The 19,451-nt window shown below is 48.8% G+C and carries 14 protein-coding genes; 2 read left to right on the top strand and 12 right to left on the bottom strand.

Annotated features, from left to right (window positions below; translation table 11 throughout):
- Positions 1-22: 22 nt before the first annotated feature.
- From C170_RS03215 to C170_RS03160, 12 genes are all read right to left on the bottom strand, one after another.
- Positions 23-1,870, bottom strand: a complete 1,848-nt coding sequence (locus tag C170_RS03215; protein ID WP_036606216.1) for an IucA/IucC family protein — start codon at positions 1,868-1,870, stop codon at positions 23-25.
- Positions 1,830-3,257 (bottom strand): type III PLP-dependent enzyme, encoded by a 1,428-nt coding sequence (locus tag C170_RS03210; RefSeq protein WP_051446969.1) that lies wholly within the window; start codon positions 3,255-3,257, stop codon positions 1,830-1,832. The genes C170_RS03215 and C170_RS03210 overlap by 41 nt, the downstream gene beginning before the upstream one ends.
- Positions 3,254-4,030, bottom strand: a complete 777-nt coding sequence (locus C170_RS03205) for an HpcH/HpaI aldolase family protein (RefSeq protein WP_036606215.1) — start codon at positions 4,028-4,030, stop codon at positions 3,254-3,256. Before C170_RS03205 ends, C170_RS03210 begins: the two co-directional genes overlap by 4 nt.
- Positions 4,027-6,039: an IucA/IucC family protein gene (locus C170_RS03200; RefSeq protein ID WP_036606214.1), complete on the bottom strand. Its 2,013-nt coding sequence runs from the start codon at positions 6,037-6,039 to the stop codon at positions 4,027-4,029. The genes C170_RS03205 and C170_RS03200 overlap by 4 nt, the downstream gene beginning before the upstream one ends.
- On the bottom strand, positions 6,014-7,801 hold the full coding sequence (locus C170_RS03195; protein WP_235193880.1) for an IucA/IucC family protein: 1,788 nt from the start codon (positions 7,799-7,801) through the stop codon (positions 6,014-6,016). Before C170_RS03195 ends, C170_RS03200 begins: the two co-directional genes overlap by 26 nt.
- On the bottom strand, positions 7,779-9,194 hold the full coding sequence (locus C170_RS03190) for an MFS transporter (RefSeq protein WP_036606212.1): 1,416 nt from the start codon (positions 9,192-9,194) through the stop codon (positions 7,779-7,781). Before C170_RS03190 ends, C170_RS03195 begins: the two co-directional genes overlap by 23 nt.
- A gap of 11 nt (positions 9,195-9,205) precedes the next feature.
- Positions 9,206-10,561: a diaminobutyrate--2-oxoglutarate transaminase gene (locus tag C170_RS03185; RefSeq protein ID WP_036606211.1), complete on the bottom strand. Its 1,356-nt coding sequence runs from the start codon at positions 10,559-10,561 to the stop codon at positions 9,206-9,208.
- A 172-nt stretch (positions 10,562-10,733) separates the two neighbouring features.
- Positions 10,734-11,744 carry a hypothetical protein gene (locus C170_RS03180; RefSeq protein ID WP_036606210.1) on the bottom strand — a complete coding sequence of 337 codons (1,011 nt, stop codon included), beginning with the start codon at positions 11,742-11,744 and terminating at the stop codon, positions 10,734-10,736.
- A 619-nt stretch (positions 11,745-12,363) separates the two neighbouring features.
- Positions 12,364-13,185 (bottom strand): ABC transporter ATP-binding protein, encoded by an 822-nt coding sequence (locus C170_RS03175; RefSeq protein WP_036606209.1) that lies wholly within the window; start codon positions 13,183-13,185, stop codon positions 12,364-12,366.
- A gap of 13 nt (positions 13,186-13,198) precedes the next feature.
- Positions 13,199-14,242 (bottom strand): FecCD family ABC transporter permease, encoded by a 1,044-nt coding sequence (locus C170_RS03170; protein ID WP_036606208.1) that lies wholly within the window; start codon positions 14,240-14,242, stop codon positions 13,199-13,201.
- Complete coding sequence (locus C170_RS03165; protein WP_036606207.1) at positions 14,239-15,252, bottom strand: FecCD family ABC transporter permease; 1,014 nt, start codon at positions 15,250-15,252, stop codon at positions 14,239-14,241. The genes C170_RS03170 and C170_RS03165 overlap by 4 nt, the downstream gene beginning before the upstream one ends.
- Positions 15,253-15,349: 97 nt before the next feature.
- Positions 15,350-16,363 (bottom strand): ABC transporter substrate-binding protein, encoded by a 1,014-nt coding sequence (locus C170_RS03160; RefSeq protein WP_036606206.1) that lies wholly within the window; start codon positions 16,361-16,363, stop codon positions 15,350-15,352.
- A gap of 425 nt (positions 16,364-16,788) precedes the next feature.
- Between C170_RS03160 and C170_RS03155 the strand changes: the two genes are divergently transcribed.
- Positions 16,789-17,370, top strand: coding sequence for a hypothetical protein (locus tag C170_RS03155; RefSeq protein WP_036606205.1), 582 nt, complete (start codon positions 16,789-16,791; stop codon positions 17,368-17,370).
- Positions 17,371-17,593: 223 nt separating this feature from the next.
- Positions 17,594-19,366, top strand: a complete 1,773-nt coding sequence (locus C170_RS03150; RefSeq protein WP_036606204.1) for an alpha-glycosidase — start codon at positions 17,594-17,596, stop codon at positions 19,364-19,366.
- The last annotated feature ends 85 nt before the right edge of the window (positions 19,367-19,451 follow it).

Below are 19,451 nucleotides of genomic sequence, written 5' to 3'. Positions count from 1 at the left end.
ACCTTTAAACTCACCTAAATCTCTATCCCTTGTAAAAAGGGTTCCACCCTATGCCTTTGCCCGATGGCATCGCGCCAGGCACTCCGTCTGCTTCAAGCAGCGGACGGACAACTAACTTCACGGGCCACTCCCTGCTCTCGAATATCGCATGAGCGAGCGCGGCCCGGTCGGATTCGGGAAGCTGCACATGTTGCAGCGCTTCCTTCCAAGCCTGCTCCGTGATCTCCCATAACTTCGTTTCGGGAATGTGATACACCTCGCTAAGTGCATCCATGATCGCAGCCAGATTCACCTGCGTCCCCAAAGACTGCACATAAAAGATCAGCTTCTGGATCGTCTCGTTATACAGGCTGTTCGAGTAGCCAGGTCGAATCTGGTAGGCAGGGTCTGCAATGCCATGTTTGTCCAGATAAGGCTGATGCAAACGCACCGAATCATGATCGCGGAACAATAGACCTTTTACCTCATTATCCTTCAACACCAGACAGCAGTTCTGACCATGAATCTCGGGTACAACGCCCACCTTGAACAGACGCATCACGATGTCATAAAACGTCGTAGCTATGCCGGCATAAAAGTCGAGAACATTCGTGCTGCTCAGATGATCCCCCAGAATGTCCTTTAATAGATGATGCCCTTCCAGATTCACACCGAGTGCGGCCATTGGAATGACTCTGTAGGCTTCATTAAGCAATTCAGTGGGATACACACGAATCTGTGCAGCCAGATGGCGGGGATGATCATCGAACAGTCCCATGGATTCCGGCATGAAGCCCCACCAGTTCTGCTCTTCGCACATATACACCTTGTCCTTCAACGTCTCGTCACAAGCAACGGCCTGTCGTAGCATCCGTTCACCAGCAAGACCATTCAGAAGTTTGACCACCGGAAGATAACGAGCAGCCCCCAACGACAGCACACTAACCGGTAGCTTGAGCATTAGGGTGGATTCAGTTGACGGAGCCATCGAGCGCAGAGAGGATGTGGCCTGTACGTCGCCCACTTCTATGTCCAATACGATAATGCTACCCTCTTCGATCTCTCCCGTGAAGCGAGGCAGAATCACATGCTGCAATTGCCATGGATGAACAGGCATCGGCAGATATTCGTACAACGTAATCCCTTTTCGGGCAAACTCGGCTTCCATCACTCCGCGCTGAACATCGTCTAACACATCCAAAATGGACAATCCATCTTCACACCCTTGCTGCACGGCATCCAGCCGTATAGCCACCCAGCGCAGCGAAATCGCCTTCCCGAATTCTGCTGCATACCGAGTTACATCTTCTGCGTTGAATCCCACCTTGGCTTTGGACGATGGGTGAAATGGACGATCCCGCAATGCCGCAACGCGCTCACCTTTGATAAACCATTCATACGCAGAAGCCGGGACATTAGCGGACAGATACTGGACTTGTTCCCAGCCCAAAGCATACTGCTCCACAGCAATGTCCAGACTAACCAGGAATTCCGCCACCCCAGGCTGCGCATAGGCCTTATCCGACAAAGCCCTCTGTAACACCGCACGTCCAACTTCTGTCGGAGTATCAAGGAGAACCCAGCTTCCATCAGTTTTCTCCTCGTAGATCGGTGAACCCTGAACCCACTGAGTCCCCTGTCTTACTCCTGTTTCAACCAGACACAGCACGCCTTGAGTGTGCAATCTATAGCGAGAAGCTACATTCTGATTATGCTCTTCGCTGTCATATCCCTTGTACAATCGACGGAACGGTGCAGGTGCTTCGGCAAAATCAATGAATGGGTGATCCTTCATTGGAAGCAATTGCTCCGCCAAGAAAGAATTCATCAGATCCGCCATAATCCGGCGTTCAGCGGCTTGCAGACTGGAACGCTTCATCATTGTTGACATGATTATTGTCCTCCGTTAGATAATGGAATGCCGGGTGCGGATGCCCCAGAAAATCATGATGCGAGATGGTCCAGCAATAAGCCCCTGACTTTTCAAACAAAACAATATCTCCCACGCGCAGCAGTGCTACCTCCGCATCAGAATGCATGCGATCCTTGGGTGTGCATAGCTCACCTACGATATGGACTCGACGATCTCTTACCTCTGGCCGGGCAAACGAGTGTTTCCAACGATCCGTTGCCATAATCTGAAACGGGTGGTTATGCCCCCATGAAGCAGGCAGACGATTGTGGTGCGTACCTCCCCTTAACACGGCAAAATACTGATCATGAGAAGTTTTGATATCCGTAACCTCTGCTGCGTAATACCCGTGGTCTGCCACCAGCAGTCGACCCGATTCAAAATACAGCTGGCCTCCGCGTGAAACAAGGCGCTGTCTGGCTTCACTTTGCTCCAACAGGGAAGTGAATAATGGCCAGTCAAATCCGGGGCTGCCATCATACGTAACACCGAACCCACCTCCTGCATTCACCACTTCCACAGGAAGATCATACTGTTGCTGCCACTGTTCCACCTTTTGCAAATACAACTCGATCATCTCGGCGTGCAGCCTTGCATCCATATTGTTGGACAAGGAGTGAAAATGGAACCCGCTTAACCGAACCACACCCGCGCCTTCCACACGAATGAGTTCAATGGCTTCTTCCACCACCTCTTCATCGATTCCAAAAGGACTCGGCCCACCGCCCATGACAATCTTCGTCCGAGGTAACGTACTGCTCCGCAGATTGATTCGAAGAAGAATGCGAACCTCCTGCGCTAGACCCTGTTGTTGTTTATGTTTCGGCTCATGTTCCTGCTTCTGTCCTTGATCCTGTTTTTGCTTCTGCTCTTGCATCAGTTCCTCGCCGTATGCTTGCGTATATCTCTGCTCCGGCTTCAGTTCCCACTCTTGCTTCTGCCTGCTCCCCTGCACCTGCTCCTGCTCCATCGCTCTCTCTTTCGCAATCGCAATAATGCGCCGCAGCTCCAGCAAACTTTCCACATGAATGTAACTCACGCCATTCTCGATGGCTAGCCTCAGTTCGCTCTCCTTTTTACCCGGACCTCCAAACAGAATCGGAACCTCGCGACTTACCGCTCTAACCTTGAGTAGCTCTCCAATCGAAGCCACTTCAAATCCCTTCACCAATGGAAGCAACGCCTCAATGATGCGCAGATCTGGATTCGCCTTGATGGCGTAGAACAATCCTGTGTTTCCGGGCATACAGCCTAACATCTGACGTACCTGTTGCTGAATGCCAGCCAGATCGTATACATACGCACATACCGGATCTTCCATCCCTCGTTGCAGTTCATCTATCGCATGCCATACACTAGCTTTCATATCTGCCCACCCGCATTCTTGTAGTCATTCCGTTTTTGGGCAAATGCTCGAAACGCCGTATTCCGATCATCACCAAGCACGTATATATGTACTCCCCGCTCAGCCCAGAGCGACATATCATCCACACCTCTGGTGACCGTTGCATAAGGTACTTCGCACTGTTGGGCGGTAGCATGTAATTCATCCAGCGCACGTCTCACATCCGGGTGCTCCGTCTGCCATGGCACACCGAGGGATTGCGACAGATCCGCCGCGCCTTCCAATACAAAGCTCACCTGAGCGTGAGACAGAATCTGTGCACTTTGCCGCACGCCCTCCGCACTTTCGATCATGGGTACAACCATCACTTGTTCATTAGCTTCCTCGATATATCCCGTGAGCGGATATTTTCCGAATACACCGGGACGACCACTATTCAAGCTCCGCATACCAACCGGATGATAGTAGGCGTGACGAACCGCTTCCTCCACCTGCTCCAGTTGCTCGACATGCGGAATGACGATGCCTTGAGCGCCACAGTCCAGCACTTTAAGAATCTCCGCTCGCTCTACCTTCGAAATTCGAACCAACGGGGTTAGGCCGACCAGTTCCGCCGCCCTGATCAACTCTTCCACCGATTCCATCGATGTTGCGGCATGTTCCAGATCAATAATGACAAAATCATATTCCGCATGTCCGATCATCTCGACGATCACCGGGTGTGGTATGGATACAAAAAGGCCGTATACGGGCTGTTTGCGTGCAATTTTTTCCTTCAGCGTGTTAATCCTCATTCGACGATTCCCTTTAATTCGGGTGTTCCATTTGATTCAAGTACATCCTTTGATATCTTGAGCGGATTGCTCGCTTTGCGGAAATATAACTCTCCATCCCCATACAGACGGCGCTTGGTCATCTCTTCGATCAGTGCATCTTCGGCAAAAAGGTCAAATGCAACGAACCGTTCCGTGTACTCCGGGTGCTGCTTCTGATAATCCACAATTACACCTGCGCACAGCTGCCAGAGCGCTTCCTCCGACAGACCAAACTTCTCCAAAGCCAGCGCAATATCCGTCATACAGATAAAAAAGAATGCGTCATACGTATAGTCACGAACTTCCGACACATCTCCCGCATAGATGAAGGAATACCGATTGAACTTGCGATGGGTTTCAGGCTCGGGGTTCAGCTTCGGTGCCCGTTCCGGATACATCAGTTGATCCGGTACGTAGCGGACACCATCATGCAGATCCTTGATAATGATTCGTTTGGGCAGATCATCTTCCAGTACCAAAATGATATTCTGGGCATGAGATTCCAGCGCAATCCCGTGTGCATAGAGCAGATGGATAATCGGCAATGTAACTGTGCGAACAAGGGCCTCACTCCACTTTTCCACACCATGTCGCTCTACAGCATCTTGGATAAATGGAACACCATCCGGCTGCACCAACATCAATGCATTCAGAGGCCATGCGGTCTCGCCTTCCTTAAGATGAACCGATACATTCTCCCGCCAGATGGCACCGAGTGTACCGTAGGCACGTCCATACTGGGTTGCAGGCAACTGCTCATAACGGAACGACAATCCCATGATTTCTTTTAAAATGCCAAACTGCGCCTGCTGCAACAGCTCATCTTCACGAACAAGTTCATCCAGCCAATCGCTGATCAGCGGTGCGTTCTGGGTCGTATGCTGTGCCAGAATACGTGTGCTCGACGTGTTGGTGATGCTAAGGGCCAGCTTGATGTAAGGGGCTTCCGGATTCACCCGATTCGACAGCGAACGGATCGACTGCTGCGCACGATAGGGCGAAGACGATGGACCAAGATACACGATGTCTCCATCCATCAGTTGACGGGCATATACCGATTCCAACTGGTGCTCCCACTGCCACGGATGAACCGGAATGAACACATATGAATCATCAGTGCCAGAACCTATTCCTATGCCAACCTTGCTGTCTTCCCTACCCGAGCTACGGACTGTTTCGCCTTTTTCACGAACTCCCCCATGAAGCTTCGCTTGGATTGTCTCTCCAACGCTCTCACCAACCTCGGCACTGCTCCCAAGCTGATCTGCACTCGCCACATATGCGTTAAGGTTCTCACCCATGTCCGTTCGACCTTGTTGTTGCAGAATCTGTTGAAATCGCTGCATATCCTCTGCGGTCAGATGTTGCCCTACCAGTTTTTCAGAGCTATACCCTGCGGATACAGCGGTCTGAGCAAATTCTTTTTTCACAGCAACCCAGACTAATGCAACCTTTGAGTTAAATTCAGGGCCATAAGCCAGATTGTCTTTCAAAGAAAATCCCAGCCTCGACTTATAGCTCGGGTGGTACAGATGACCGTCGGTCATGTGACTTTCGAGCGCATCATAATGCCGATCTTCATTCGGAATGTTCAAGGGTAATATTGCCCGGCACTGGCTGTCCTTTGCCATCGTTTCGAGTAGTTCCTGGATAAAAGCCGTCACATTTGCACACTTCAAAGCGTTCAGCACAATTTCCTCCAAAAACAGATCCAGATCGGTGCACGGTACGCCTTCTCTTTGGATCGAACCCTTCTTCACTTTCACCCGGCCAAATGAAAACTTTCGCTCCGCTTCACATGTGTACGCCACAGAATGACCGGAAGATGTAAGTCCCTCGGTTCGCCATTCGCTCCCACTTACATGACTGTCCAGAATGCCTTCGAACCACATTGCCTCCAGTGTCTGCCGCATGATCCGTTCCTGTACACCCACGTAGACTGCTTCTGTCCTGCCGCCTGCTTCAGCCCTGTATCCCACGACTCCCATGCACTTCACTCCCTATTCGTTTCATTACATTGCTCACCGGCACGTAATCCGGGGTCTGGCTAATCCCTCTTACACAACTCACCAAGTTTTGTTTGGCCAGAAATGCATCCGTCATCAGCAGATGTTGCACATATGCATTGCCCGTTCGTTCCAGTTCCTCCACAAGTACCCCACGTACCTGCTTCCAGAAATGCTCCTCCGGGACGTTCACATCTCGCGCCATGGCATGAATCAAAGACCCCAGATGATTGACGATAAAATAGTACGATGTCCGCGCCCAGGCTTTCTCTCGCGAATAAAATAATAAATCCGACGCAGCACGATCCTGCTCACTTATAAGTTCCTCATCCACACTGACCCCTTCCAGATCGCGGACGATAAAATCAACAGGCAACCCATCCTTTAAGGTCACAAGGGTATTCTGCAAATGAGCTTCAAAATGAATACCTTTCTCTCCCGCAGCCCGTACAATCGGCAGCAGCGAACATTTCAGATAACGTTCCAGCCAACGCTCGGCAATGTCACGTCCACCACCCAGCATCGCCATCAGTCTCGACCGCATCCCGGGAAGCGGTGCTTCAACCAGACTGGATAAGACATACGTATTCTCAACATCAAACTCAATGGGCCGATAAGCTATCGTAAACAGACTGGTTAACTCTTCATCTTCAAAAGCACAAGTCGCTACGCCTGTCTCATACGCAATATGCGTGTTCGGTTCAGCACCGAAGCAGTCATGCTGCCTGACGTACTTGGAGGCATCCAGTGTTCTGCGCATCTGCTCAGCACTGTTAGTGCGAATCATGTTGGTGATCTGCATATTCAGTGACAGCTTGATATTGCAGTTCCATCCGGGAACATAGACCGTACGGACCGAAGAAGTTGGATAGACGATAGGCCCCGCACTACCGAGTAGGATTAATTTTTCATCTCGAATATAGTGCTGTACCTCGGACAATCGTGATATGTATGCGTATTGCCATGGATGGACAGGCAGCAGCCCATACATTTCACTCTTTTCTTTTAAAATAGGCTCCACATGGCTCCACAGGAGGTCCTGCAAATCCATTGCCGCCTCGTCATCGACCCATTCCTGCACGTAGACATCCTGCCTCACGGCGATATAACAGAGTTGAAATGATGTCCGTAACTCCGGACTGTACTTCTGCACATCATCCTCGCTGAAGCCTTTGGAGTTCTTCGGAAACGGATGGAACGGATGACCATACAACAGTGACTGTTCAGATGTGCGATAGTCATGGATGTCGAGACCGGCCGCTTGTTCGATATACAACGTAAGGTTACCGACACTGTTATCTACCTTTTGTGCAAAATCTTTGGCATACGTCGCATCTACACGATTCGTATTCTCGCCCTTTGGATGTGCACTATCCACCTCAAGTGAACGCTTCATTTCCATCACACTTTTCATCATTCCATGTTGAACCGAACTCGCTCCCTGTTCCCCATTCCCGCTTAGCTCAGATGTGATCCAGCGAACCAGGTCGCGATAATGCACGGTTTCCCCGCCAGATTCCATGCTGATGTATTCATGCTCCCCCATGGCAGAGTAATAAGACAAGCGTCCTGTCACCTTCACCCTACTAGCTTGAAAAGTAACAGTGTACGACAGCGTGTTCGGATTGATCCGAATATCGCTTTCCTTCTCTAGCGCAAGCTCACGGATGTAACAGTTCAACAGCAGTTTGCACGAATGTTCATGGGCCTGCTGCTCAGCCTCAGACCGGAGCTTGTTTTCCATCTCGAACAATGATGCCAACCTTCTTTCGGGTTATAAGTAAGACCAGGGGAAGTGTAAGCAGTATGGCGCAGCCAAGTCCGATACAGATCTCTTTGAGTGCTCCCCATTTTGCCATCTCCATGGACGTTCCTGCCCCGGCAAGCCATTGCCAACGCATATCGTAATACAGGGTCAAGCCCATCACCGCAAACGAAGAAGCCAGACGCTCAATCGTGGTTGATAACACCGACCCTTCGTGCATGTCTTCGTCTGCTAATGCTTGCAGACCAATCGCAGAGATGCTCATACCTGACAGGCCAACGCCAATTCCCCGGCATGCCATGAGCATCCCTATGATCCAGACCGATGCTCCCAGGGGCAGAACCGCAAACGACAAGATCGATATCGACACCAGCAACGTCCCCCATGCGATAAAATGTATGGACCGACCGCGATCCAGCAAGCTGCCGCCAATCCACATAAACAGACTTGTACAGATTGACAAGGGAATGAACAACGCACCGGACAAGGCCGGCGACAGGTGGAAGACGTCCTGGAACAATAACGGCAATGCAAAGATCACGCCAAACATGACACAATCCTGAATCGTCGAGATCAATACAGTCAGCGGAAAGATGGCATTACGCCGCAGCAACTGGTACCGGATCAATGGTTCCTTGCGACTGTTCTCGGTCTGAACAAAACGAATGAGCAGCACCACACCGAGAGCAATCAGCAGCCAAGGTACCCATACTTCCACGACAGGACTTGCGTACAACTGTACTCCCAGACTAAGGGCACCTACAGCGCAGATCAGCAGCATGACACTGGTTGGATGCCATTTTTTCCTACGAGCAGGGATATAAGTCTGAATGACTCGACCGCACCCGATCAACGAGAATATAGCCAGTGGCACATTGAGCCAGAACAACATTTCAAGCCGCCCATACTGAATGATGAAACCACCCAGCGTTGGACCGGCAGCCGGAGCCAACATAAGAAGCAAGCCCCACGCTCCTGTAATTCGTCCCCTTACCTCCGGTCCGTAGACATCAAACAGCAACACAAGTGATAACGGAATCATCAGCCCCGCGGCAACGCCATGCATAAAACGTACAAGCAAGAGTACTTCGATGGAGTGATAAAACAACGCACCTGCTACCGAGAACAGTCCATAGATACTGATCCCCAACATATAAGTCTGCTTACGCCCCAGTCGGTCCACAATCAGGGAAGCCAGCGGCATCGTTAACGTCATAGCCAGCATGTACAGCGCGATAATCCACCCGCCTGCTGTCGTAGAGATCTGATAATATTTCACAAAATAAGGCAGCAGCAGGTTAAATGCACTGTTGGTCAGTACCAGCGAAAAGGCACCGATCAGAATCGCGAGTAATACTGCATGCCTCTTCATAAGGGAAAGCTTCAGCATGCGGCTGTTGCTAAGGCAATCGCTTCAGCTACCGATTTCTCAAAGATTGCAAGGATTGCACCCGATTCTTGCTCCGTAATATTCAGCGGCGGCAGAAAACGAACAACAGCTGAATGACGCCCGCCCAGTTCTACAATTAATCCATTCTTGAAACATTCACGCTGAATAGACTCAGCCAGCGCACCATTAGGCAGATAATGTCCCAGACGATCCTTGCGTCCTGTTGGATCAACCACCTCAACGCCAATCATCAACCCTCTGCCCCGCACGTCACCGATCTCTGCATAGCGTTCTTTCAATGCATTCAGTTGATTCATGAACTGCTCACTGCGCAGATGTACGTTGTGTAAAACATCCTGTTCCCGAATATAACGAAGTGTCGCAAGTCCCGCTGCCATGGCCAACTGATTGCCACGGAACGTACCTGTGTGTGCACCAGGCTGCCATTGGTCCAGTTCTTCTTGGTAGATGACAACAGACATCGGCAAACTTCCGCCAACTGCTTTGGAGCAGACAATTACATCGGGTACAATCCCGGCATGTTCAAATGAAAACATCCGGCCTGTCCGTCCAATGCCTGTCTGCACTTCGTCGATGATGAGTGGAATGCTTCGCTCTGCTGTGATTCGTCGCAGCTCCCTCAGCCATTCGATATCTGCCGGAATGGCTCCACCTTCACCCTGCACCGTCTCCACAATGACCCCACACGGTGCCGCAATACCGCTCTCGCAATCATCGAGCAAGTTCTCGATATACTGTGCGCTTAACCGGGCCGTCATGCCTTCCCCAACACCAAATGGGCAGCGGTACTCATAAGGAAAAGGCAGGAAATGAACATCGGGCAGCAGGCTCTGCAGATGTTGTTTCTTGCTCAGGTTGCCACTCATCGACATTGTCGCTTGGGTCGAACCGTGATAACCTCCCTGAAAGGCAAGAATAGACTTGCCACCTGTTGCATGTTTGACCAGCTTAATGGCTGCTTCTACCGCATCCGCTCCGGTTGGACCACAGAACTGGATTTTGGCTTTGTCTCGCATCTCTGCCGGAAGAATGGAGAATAGTTCTTGCATATATGAAAGCTTCAGCGGTGTTGCCAGATCCAGTGTATGAAGTGGAATCTGCTGATCGAGAACATCGCGAATGGCGTTGACCACCGTGTCATGGTTATGCCCCAGCGCCAATGTTCCTGCCCCAGCCAGGCAGTCGTAGAATACGCGGCCTTCCGTATCGGTAATCTTCACCCCATGGGCCTTGTTAATGACAAGCGGGAAATGTCTCGGGTACGATCTTGCATTGGATTCCTTCTCATTTTGCATCTTCAGATATTCCGTCTGCACCTCTACTGACATAGCCCTCTAACGCTCCTTATAATCGATTCAGGCTGAACCTGCTGCCTGTGATTCTTGTTCTACATTTTGCATATGACATGGTATTGGTTCAAAATCATGGTGAGGTCCGAATTAAATGATGGTATCCGTTATCCGTCATATATTGTCATCTATACGTTGTTATAGGCTATATTTATTTATATTCAGGTTGCTCCTGACACAGGTATTCCAGGTATAACCGAACCACATCACGAGTTGTTCCACCATGGGGAAAGACGTGGTGTGTCAGATCTGGCAAGGCGTTCACTTCCAGGATGCCTCCCAGATCTCTGGAGATCGGGGTGCGGATATCACGACAACGAACATCGACTCCTGCTACATCGATCTGAAGAGTCTTTGCCGCCTGAATAATCATCCGGGCATTTTCGGGATGAATGATTTCGGTACAATCCTTGTAGAATTCACTGATTTTTCCGGCGGCAGAATTGCGGAGATTGTATAACTCGATTTCTTTTCCCGCGGCAGGAACTTCATCCAGTGTTGTCCCTTGTGCATGTAATACCTCCAGCAGTCGTTCCGTTTCTGCATTAACCTCGGGAAACGCTTCATACTCGCCAATGGGTGTCATCTCGATTCGTTCCTGATTCAACTGCTCAATTAACGCCCGAACGGTTGAAGTTCCGTCTCCCTCAACATAGACAGGCCGATACTGGTTCACAGCCGCCACTTCACCGTTAATGATCAGCACTCTGTAATCGATCCCGGTCACATATTGCTGCAACATAATGCTGCTGCCGTGGACACTCGCAAGATGAATGGCTGTCTCCAGTTCTTCTTCAGTACGCACATCCAGCGTCACGCCCATGCTGCTGCTCGCATCCAGCGGTTTCACTACAATAGAGCCGTATCTATTCAGAAAAGCTACTGCTTCACTCCCCATCTCCGGGATCACGATAAATGATGGTACAGGCATGCCCTGTTCATGCAACAACATATTACATGCCTGCTTGTTCTTCGCGAGCAGTCCAGCGATTAACGGCAGACGATGAGATCTGGTTTTGTTAATGATGATCTCTTGGTCCCCTACAGACAGCTTCAGGAAATCTTCGCATCCCTCAAGAAGTGGCTCACAGGTGATGCCCATTTCTCTCGCTTTGCTTATAATGAGTCGGTTTTGCAGATTATGAATCCCTTTCGGAAACACTGAAAATCCTCCTCGATCGAATGAAGGTACTCGCTCCTATATAAGTTGAATTAAAGATTATTTACGCTGACACTACAATGACAGAACAACCTTCCAATCGCTGTTATCCCCAGATTTTTTTTAATTCCTTATACAAAGGGAAAATCCGGTGATAGCGTATGCTTTCGAAGCAGCTTTCTTTTAGAAAGCTTGTAGGCGCAGCTTATGCTTCCGATGCAGCTTTCTTGCAGAAAACTTGTAGCTCCGCTTCTTCAGATCTGTTCTGCTCCCTCCGTTAACGTGTGAAATTTGAATTCAACTTATATTGCTCATACGTTCATCAATTTTTATTGTAGTTTAATATTGATAATGATTATCAATATCATATAAAATCTATTTTATGGCAATTCGAGTTATATTGTCAATAATAAACTTTTAAGGAAAAATAAGATTGAATTTAGTGTGGGTTTAAGTCGATGCAGGTATGCTTTTATCGAATAATAGGCACAACAAACCGGGCAAGCCTGGGACATGGTTTTACCAATGGCTTGCCTAATTTGTCATCTGCATGATCATACAATGGAGTTGATGTGGAGTTTTGAATAACTATTAAACGAATCAAAAACGGACTTTTTGATCCTCAAGCCAGTTGTGTATAACGCTGTTCTCCCTTCAGCTTCCTTCCCCTTCCATGCGGGATACAGGTTGGTGTGCCGAACAGTGGATCGACCGCAATCTCACACTCCATCTGGAAAACCATACGAACCATCTCCTGTGTAACAATATCTTCCGGTTTACCTTCTGCGTAGATGGACTTGTTGTGAACAGCCACAATGTGATGCGCATAACGACATGCCAGATTCAGATCATGAAGTACCATAACAATCGTGCATCCTTCCCGTTCGTTCAACTCAAACAACAGATCGAGGATATCAATCTGATGTGTCATATCCAGATAGGTTGTAGGTTCATCCAGCAGCAGCGTTTCGGTACCCTGCGCGAGCGTCATTGCAATCCAGGCACGCTGACGCTGTCCACCAGACAGTGCATCCACAGGCCGATCCGCGAGTTCTGTCAGATGTGTGGACTCCAGTGCCAGCTTGACCATACGCTCATCCTCTCGTGACCATTGCTTCAGCCATGTTTGATGTGGATAACGTCCTTGCTTAACCAGTTGGTTCACCGTCAAGCCTTCCGGAGCGGTCGGACCCTGTGGCAGGATGGACATGCGTCTTGAAATTTCCTTGGTCGGCAGCTTTGCAATCTCTTCGCCATCCAGCAGCACCGAACCGGAGCTGGATTTCAGCAACCGGGCCATCGTACGCAGTAGCGTAGATTTGCCACAGCCGTTGCTGCCAATCAGGACGGTAATTTGTCCCTTGGGAATGATCAGGTTTAAATTTTCAATAATGGGTTCTGCTCCATAGGAGATCGTAAGCTCCTTGGCTTCCAGAATACTCACAGCTCTCTCCTCCTCAAAACTGATTTCTATTCTTGAACAACAAATACAGGAAAAATGGTGCGCCTACGCCTGCGGTGAATACCCCTGCGGGAACATCCAGCGGTAGAAAGGCAGTGCGGGCAATCAGATCTGCCGCAAATACAAGCAGAGCACCAACCAGTCCAGAAACAATCAGCATACTGCCAAACATCCGTCCAACCAGCTTTCGGGCAATATGTGGAGCGATCAGGCCTACAAAACCAATGGTTCCGGCAACCGCAACGGCGATTCCCGCCAGCAGTACACTGCATAACAACAACGCTGAACGATGCCGCTGTACAGTTACACCCAGCCCTGTGGCCAGATCATCCCCGAACTCCTGTGCATTCAGGCTACGAGCGAACCAGATCGCCAGCGGTATAACAATTACGATAACCGGTAAAATCGTTCGGACATCGGTCCACGATGCTCCGTATACACTTCCTGTCAGCCAGATATAGGCTTGACCTGCCGTGTAGAACGGACTCAGAATCAGCATAAAGGTCGTTCCAGCTCCGGTAATGGCTGACACTCCAATTCCGATCAGCACCAGACGGATCGGACTGACTCCCTTTTTCCAGGCAAGCACATAGATGATCAAAGCCGTCACAATTGCGCCAGCGATGGCGAACAATGGCAACAACTTGATACTTACCGCTCCACCTAACAGCGTAACAAAACCTACAGCTGCAACGGCCGCGCCGCCGGTGATGCCGATGACATCCGGTGATGCCAGCGGATTACGGATAATGCCTTGCAGAAGTGCGCCTGACATACCGAGGGTTGCTCCTACGAGCAGAGATAATAACACCCGTGGCAGTCTTAAGGTCAGCACGACGAAGTCATGCTCTCCTGCATTCAGACCAAATATCGTTCTGAGCACATCCAGCGGAGAAATAAAGTCACTGCCTACACTGGTACCGACCACTCCTGCCATCAGGAACAAGAGGATACATATACCGATGACAAGTAATGATTTTCGTTCCATTTGCACTGAGACAGTGTCTTTTTTGTTGCGAAAAGTCAACACCTTCCTCATATCTTCGTCACCCCCTTGCGGGCAATATACACGAAGAAGGGTCCGCCAATCAGTGCAGTCATGACACCGAGTGGAACTTCCTGCGGCATGATCACCAACCTTGCCACCACATCCGCGGACAGCAGCAGAATCGCTCCCCCTACAATAGAGTAAGGAACGAGCCAGCGGTAATCATTTCCCACCAGTGCACGCATGATATGCGGGACAACCAGTCCGACAAGACCGATCGAACCGGCTACGGCAACCGAACCACCCGCCAGCAATACCGTAACAATTCCCATGAGCACCTTAACTAGAAGTACATTCTGTCCCATGCCTTTGGCGATATCGTCACCCGTCAACAGCAGATTGATGGCTCTGCCCATGAACAAAGAGACAATAGCTGCGGCTGTCATGTACGGCAGAACAGGATATAACATATCCAATGTCCGACCACTTACTGAACCGGCAAGCCAGAACAGTACATCCTGCAATCCGGTTCCATCCAGCACCAGAATGGCCTGTGTGAACGAGGCAAATAACGCGGAGATTGCCGTCCCCGCCAGTACAATTTTGATCGGTGTCAGGCCATCACGACCGAGGGAACCTAGCCCATATACAATTGCCGCGGCTACAGCAGCCCCCGCAAAACCAAACCACATCATGGTGGTGAGCGAAGATACGGACAATACAACAATGGCAATAACAATAAAAAAGATCGCACCAGAATTAATTCCGAACACACTCGGTGATGCCAGCGGGTTACGTGTCAATGCCTGCATCAGCCCACCCGCCACGGCCAAACTTGCTCCTACAACAGCAGCAATAACTGTACGTGGCAACCGTTCCGTCAGCAGAACCACATGTTCCACAGAACTCTCGTCATAGAATTGCAGTGCTTCCCATGCCATCTGAAACGTGATATGCGTACGTCCCAGAATCATACTGGCTAGGCAAGCAAGTAGAAGTAATATGAATAGACCAACCAGTCCATAGATCTTGGCGCTTGCCTTTGTAAAAAGGGGAAACATACTCTCACTCTTTCATCTGTAAAATGATAAAAGACCTGCCTGCCCATACACTTCGTTAACGAATGTTCTGGTGCATGGCAGGTCCTGCTCCTGTTAGTTAGTTCAGGTTGAACTGCTTATATAGATCGTCCAGCATCATGTTGGCCGATGTGTATCCGCCTGCCATGTTCCAGGCCACTTCATCGACCTGAACCAGTTGGTTGTTCTTGACTGCATCAAGGTTTTTCCACAGTGGACTGCTGGTCCAATCATCATAATTTTTCTGGATGGCATCTGTTTCTGTGCCTGAATTGAAGTTGAAGATCATGTCTGCATTCATATCTGGAATGTTTTCTTTGGAAGTCAATTCAACTCCCCATGTGTCTGCGTCATGTCCGGCAGGTCTGGTGAACCCGAGTTCATTCAGAATCTTACCTGCATATCCCATGTAGAAGATACGAACCTGATCGGCTCTAAAGTTCGTGATGGTTGCTTCAATTGGCAGACGATCCCCCATTTTCTCTTTGAAATCAGCTACACGGCCATCCCAATCAGACAACAATTTATCCGATTGCTCAACCCTATTCATCGCTTCCCCAACAGTTTTCACCGTTTCTTTCCAGTCAAAAAGCGTCTCCGTCACTACCGTTGGTGCGATCTGCGACAGTTGCTCATAGATCTCTTCATGTCTGATCTTCGTAGCAATAATCAAGTCGGGTTTCAACTTGTTGATCTCTTCCAGATTGGGTTGCGATTCCTGTCCTACTTGTGGAACTCCGTCCAGATCTGCTCTCAGATATTCATAGACTGGCTGCTGAACCCAGGATTCCACCACGCCTGTCGGTTTCACGCCAAGTGCAACAACGACATCATTCGCACCCTGGAACAGTGTCACGATCTTTTGCGGGGTTCCCTTAATTGTGGTTTCGCCCATGGCATGTTTGATCACTCGGGTCTGATCTTCAGTCGCACTGGCAGTTGTATCACTTTCATTATTGCTCTCATTGCTGCTTACAGCTTGGCTGGACGTATTCGTTGTCTCGGCACTTCCACCCGAAGCACAACCAGCAAGTAATGAAATCATCAGAATAAGTGCTGCATAAATGTATAGCTTTTTCTTTACTTTATACATGAAATCCGTCTCCCCTTTTTCATCTAAATGATATTGAATCTCATTATCAATTGTATTGTAATGGAGATGAAATCATTATACAAGCATTTTATTTGGAAAAACTTCTCACTCCCTGTCGAACCCTGTAACTTCACAAAACAACATTAAATAAAGATATATTAACTAAACCAATACAATATATATCGATACAATACGCCTCCACACAAACCATATATGTAATTTTTTTCTTACCTATGAAATATACAAATCTCTCTTTTTACTTTTAGTTTCATCTAATACATGTCCTTTTTGCTAGTGACTCATTATTCATTCATATGCGTTTGACTGATGAATTTACTGTAAAACAATTCCTGTAATTTCTTGTTGTACTATGTTAGATTATCCATTGGAATAAAATCACATCTATAGATAGGGGATATTAACACGTGAAGAAATCATGGGTACTATCAATCATTATGAGTTTTGTCTTGCTCGGCGGGGTGTTCGCACCTGTAGGGTCCTATGCCGCTGCTGCGGATGACTCAACCAATACATATTCGGAAGACGAATACTATGAAGAAATTGACACGTCAGAACAAGAACCGATCCCTACAGTCGAAGAAGAAGATTTCCTGGGCTACCTTGATCAGTTGGATATGGCATCGGTATATGAGGAGAGAGCCTTCAATGCTTTGGGAGGTGGATTTTACATCACATCATCCAATCGCAAGTCCGTTTTCCTGAAACTGACCAATACAGCGATTCCTAACTACACCAAATATGTATCCAAGCTGAAGATGATCAAACCGCAAAATGCGGAATTGCAAAAAATCCATGCCAACTTGATCAAAGGTAGCTATACACAGCTGGAAGGATTCCAACTCGCTAAAAAATCTGTCTCCAAAACAACGGTAAACAGCGCTGTCCTGAAACAAGCCAATGCCAAAATTGCTACCGGCAAGAAAAATATCGAGAAATTTCACAAAGAATTCTCTGCATACGCCAATAAACTTGGATTTGATTTATAAAAAAAAGTAATTGCAGATATGCGTCCTACATTTCGAATAAAACAATTTGAAATTTAAGGAAAAAAAGTGTTTTCTTTTGCTGAGTTAGTTCGTATAATAGCACTATAATCAAAAGGCTATGCTGCCGAAAGGTACAACCTCGTGAACAATTGAGGTTGTGCCTTTTTTTGCGTTTAATGGCCACTTTTATCTGAATTTCATCATCTGACGAGGAGTGATTTACATGATTCTTGAAGCCGTTTACCATCGCCCCAAACTCAATTGGTCCTATGCGTATGACCGCTCGACCATGCACCTCCGACTTCGGTCCAAACGTGGGGACCTGGATGCGGTGATTGCGATTACGGGAGACAAATATGCCTGGGATCGGACGATCACACACATCCCCATGCACATCTTTGCCCGGGATGAAATGTTCGATTATTGGGAAGCTGAGACTTCACCTCCCTATCGCCGATTACGGTATGGTTTCCAACTGATTCAGGGAGAGGAATCGGTCTGGATGACAGAGCGTGGATTCGAGCAGGCGCTGCCTGATCATCCACTCGAATTCTTTGATTTTCCATTTATGAATCCAGTCGACATTTTTGAACCGCCTGCCTGGGTTAAGGACGCTGTGTTTTATCAAATTTTCCCTGAACGTTATGCCAATGGTGATCCATCCCTCAGTCCCAAAAATGCTGAACCCTGGGGAGGAGAACCTACACCAGTGAACTTCTTTGGCGGCGACCTCCAAGGTGTGCTGGATCATCTGGATCATATAAGTCAGCTCGGCATCAATGCCATTTATTTCTGTCCGTTGTTTGAGGCCACTACGAATCACAAATACAATACAGGCGATTACATGAAGGTTGATCCTCACTTTGGTACCAATGAACAGTTCAAAGCGTTCGTGGACGCCTGTCATCAGCGCGGCATACGTGTCGTTCTGGATGCGGTGTTCAACCATTCCGGCAGAGAGTTCCCTCCTTTTGTCGATGTCATGAAGAATGGAGCTGCCTCTCCCTACGCAGATTGGTTCTATATCAAAGACTGGCCGCCGCGTGTGGAGGATGGTATACCGACTTATGACACCTTTGCCTTTGAACCGCTCATGCCGAAACTGAACACAGAACACACTGAAGTGAAGGCATACCTATTAGAGGTAGGACGTTTCTGGATTGAGGAGATGGACATTGACGGATGGCGGCTCGATGTGGCGAATGAGGTGGACCATCAGTTCTGGCGCGAATTCCGTCAGACGGTAAAAGCCATCAAACCTGACGCCTATCTGCTCGGCGAGATCTGGCATGATTCGCTCATGTGGCTTCAGGGAGACCAGTTCGATGCCGTTATGAATTATCCGTTTACCAACTCGGTATTGGACTATACGGTGCACGGCAAGCTCGACGGACTCGCATTTGCCAATGAGATCGGCAAACTGCTCGCAGCCTATTCACAGCCTGTAACAGAAGCGGCCTTCAATCTGCTCGGAAGTCATGATACCCCCAGACTGCTGACTTTATGTGATGGAGACGAGCGCAAGATGAAGCTTGCCGTTATGTTACTGCTTACGTATCCAGGTGTGCCATGCATCTATTATGGAGACGAAGTGGGACTTGATGGAGGATATGATCCGGGTTGCCGCAAGTGTATGGAGTGGGATGAGACCAAGCAGAACCGCGAGCTTCTGGAATTCTTCACCCGTACGATTGCCCTTCGCAAACAGCACCCTGCCCTGCGCAGCACAGAACTGAAGATTGTATGTGCAAAAGCCGGAGACCCTTGTCTTGCCATCGAACGATTGGATTCGCATACGGGTGAGCGCATGCTTCTTGTTCTTAATGCGGGTGATGAGCCGTGTACCCTTGAACTTCCCTTGGGAGATCGTAACATCTGGCGAAATCTGTTCACATCCAACACCGTGGAAGCTCGGCAAAATAAACTGACCCTTGATCTGGAAGCATACGGATTCTCCCTGATGCAACTTGAGGTGAAACAACCAGCTGAGGCTTGAGGTAAATACAGCTAACAAGGGAAAATAACTTCAAAGAGGCTGTCCCCTAGGTGATATGCTACCCATAAAGTAGACAGGTAAAAAT

Source organism: Paenibacillus sp. FSL H7-689, assembly GCF_000517905.1.
In the GTDB taxonomy this organism is placed as follows: Bacteria; Bacillota; Bacilli; order Paenibacillales; family Paenibacillaceae; genus Paenibacillus; species Paenibacillus amylolyticus.
This window is presented reverse-complemented; position numbering and strand designations above follow the sequence as displayed.

What these genes read in the sequence shown, in the direction of transcription:
- C170_RS03160 (WP_036606206.1), bottom strand. Translation starts at nt 16,363, where the DNA reads ATGTATAAAGTAAAGAAAAAGCTATACATTTATGCAGCACTTATTCTG.
- C170_RS03185 (WP_036606211.1), bottom strand. Translation starts at nt 10,561, where the DNA reads ATGTCAGTAGAGGTGCAGACGGAATATCTGAAGATGCAAAATGAGAAG.
- C170_RS03150 (WP_036606204.1), top strand. Translation starts at nt 17,594, where the DNA reads ATGATTCTTGAAGCCGTTTACCATCGCCCCAAACTCAATTGGTCCTAT.
- C170_RS03200 (WP_036606214.1), bottom strand. Translation starts at nt 6,039, where the DNA reads ATGGGAGTCGTGGGATACAGGGCTGAAGCAGGCGGCAGGACAGAAGCA.
- C170_RS03170 (WP_036606208.1), bottom strand. Translation starts at nt 14,242, where the DNA reads ATGAGGAAGGTGTTGACTTTTCGCAACAAAAAAGACACTGTCTCAGTG.
- C170_RS03165 (WP_036606207.1), bottom strand. Translation starts at nt 15,252, where the DNA reads ATGTTTCCCCTTTTTACAAAGGCAAGCGCCAAGATCTATGGACTGGTT.
- C170_RS03215 (WP_036606216.1), bottom strand. Translation starts at nt 1,870, where the DNA reads ATGTCAACAATGATGAAGCGTTCCAGTCTGCAAGCCGCTGAACGCCGG.
- C170_RS03195 (WP_235193880.1), bottom strand. Translation starts at nt 7,801, where the DNA reads ATGGAAAACAAGCTCCGGTCTGAGGCTGAGCAGCAGGCCCATGAACAT.
- C170_RS03210 (WP_051446969.1), bottom strand. Translation starts at nt 3,257, where the DNA reads ATGAAAGCTAGTGTATGGCATGCGATAGATGAACTGCAACGAGGGATG.
- C170_RS03205 (WP_036606215.1), bottom strand. Translation starts at nt 4,030, where the DNA reads ATGAGGATTAACACGCTGAAGGAAAAAATTGCACGCAAACAGCCCGTA.
- C170_RS03190 (WP_036606212.1), bottom strand. Translation starts at nt 9,194, where the DNA reads ATGAAGAGGCATGCAGTATTACTCGCGATTCTGATCGGTGCCTTTTCG.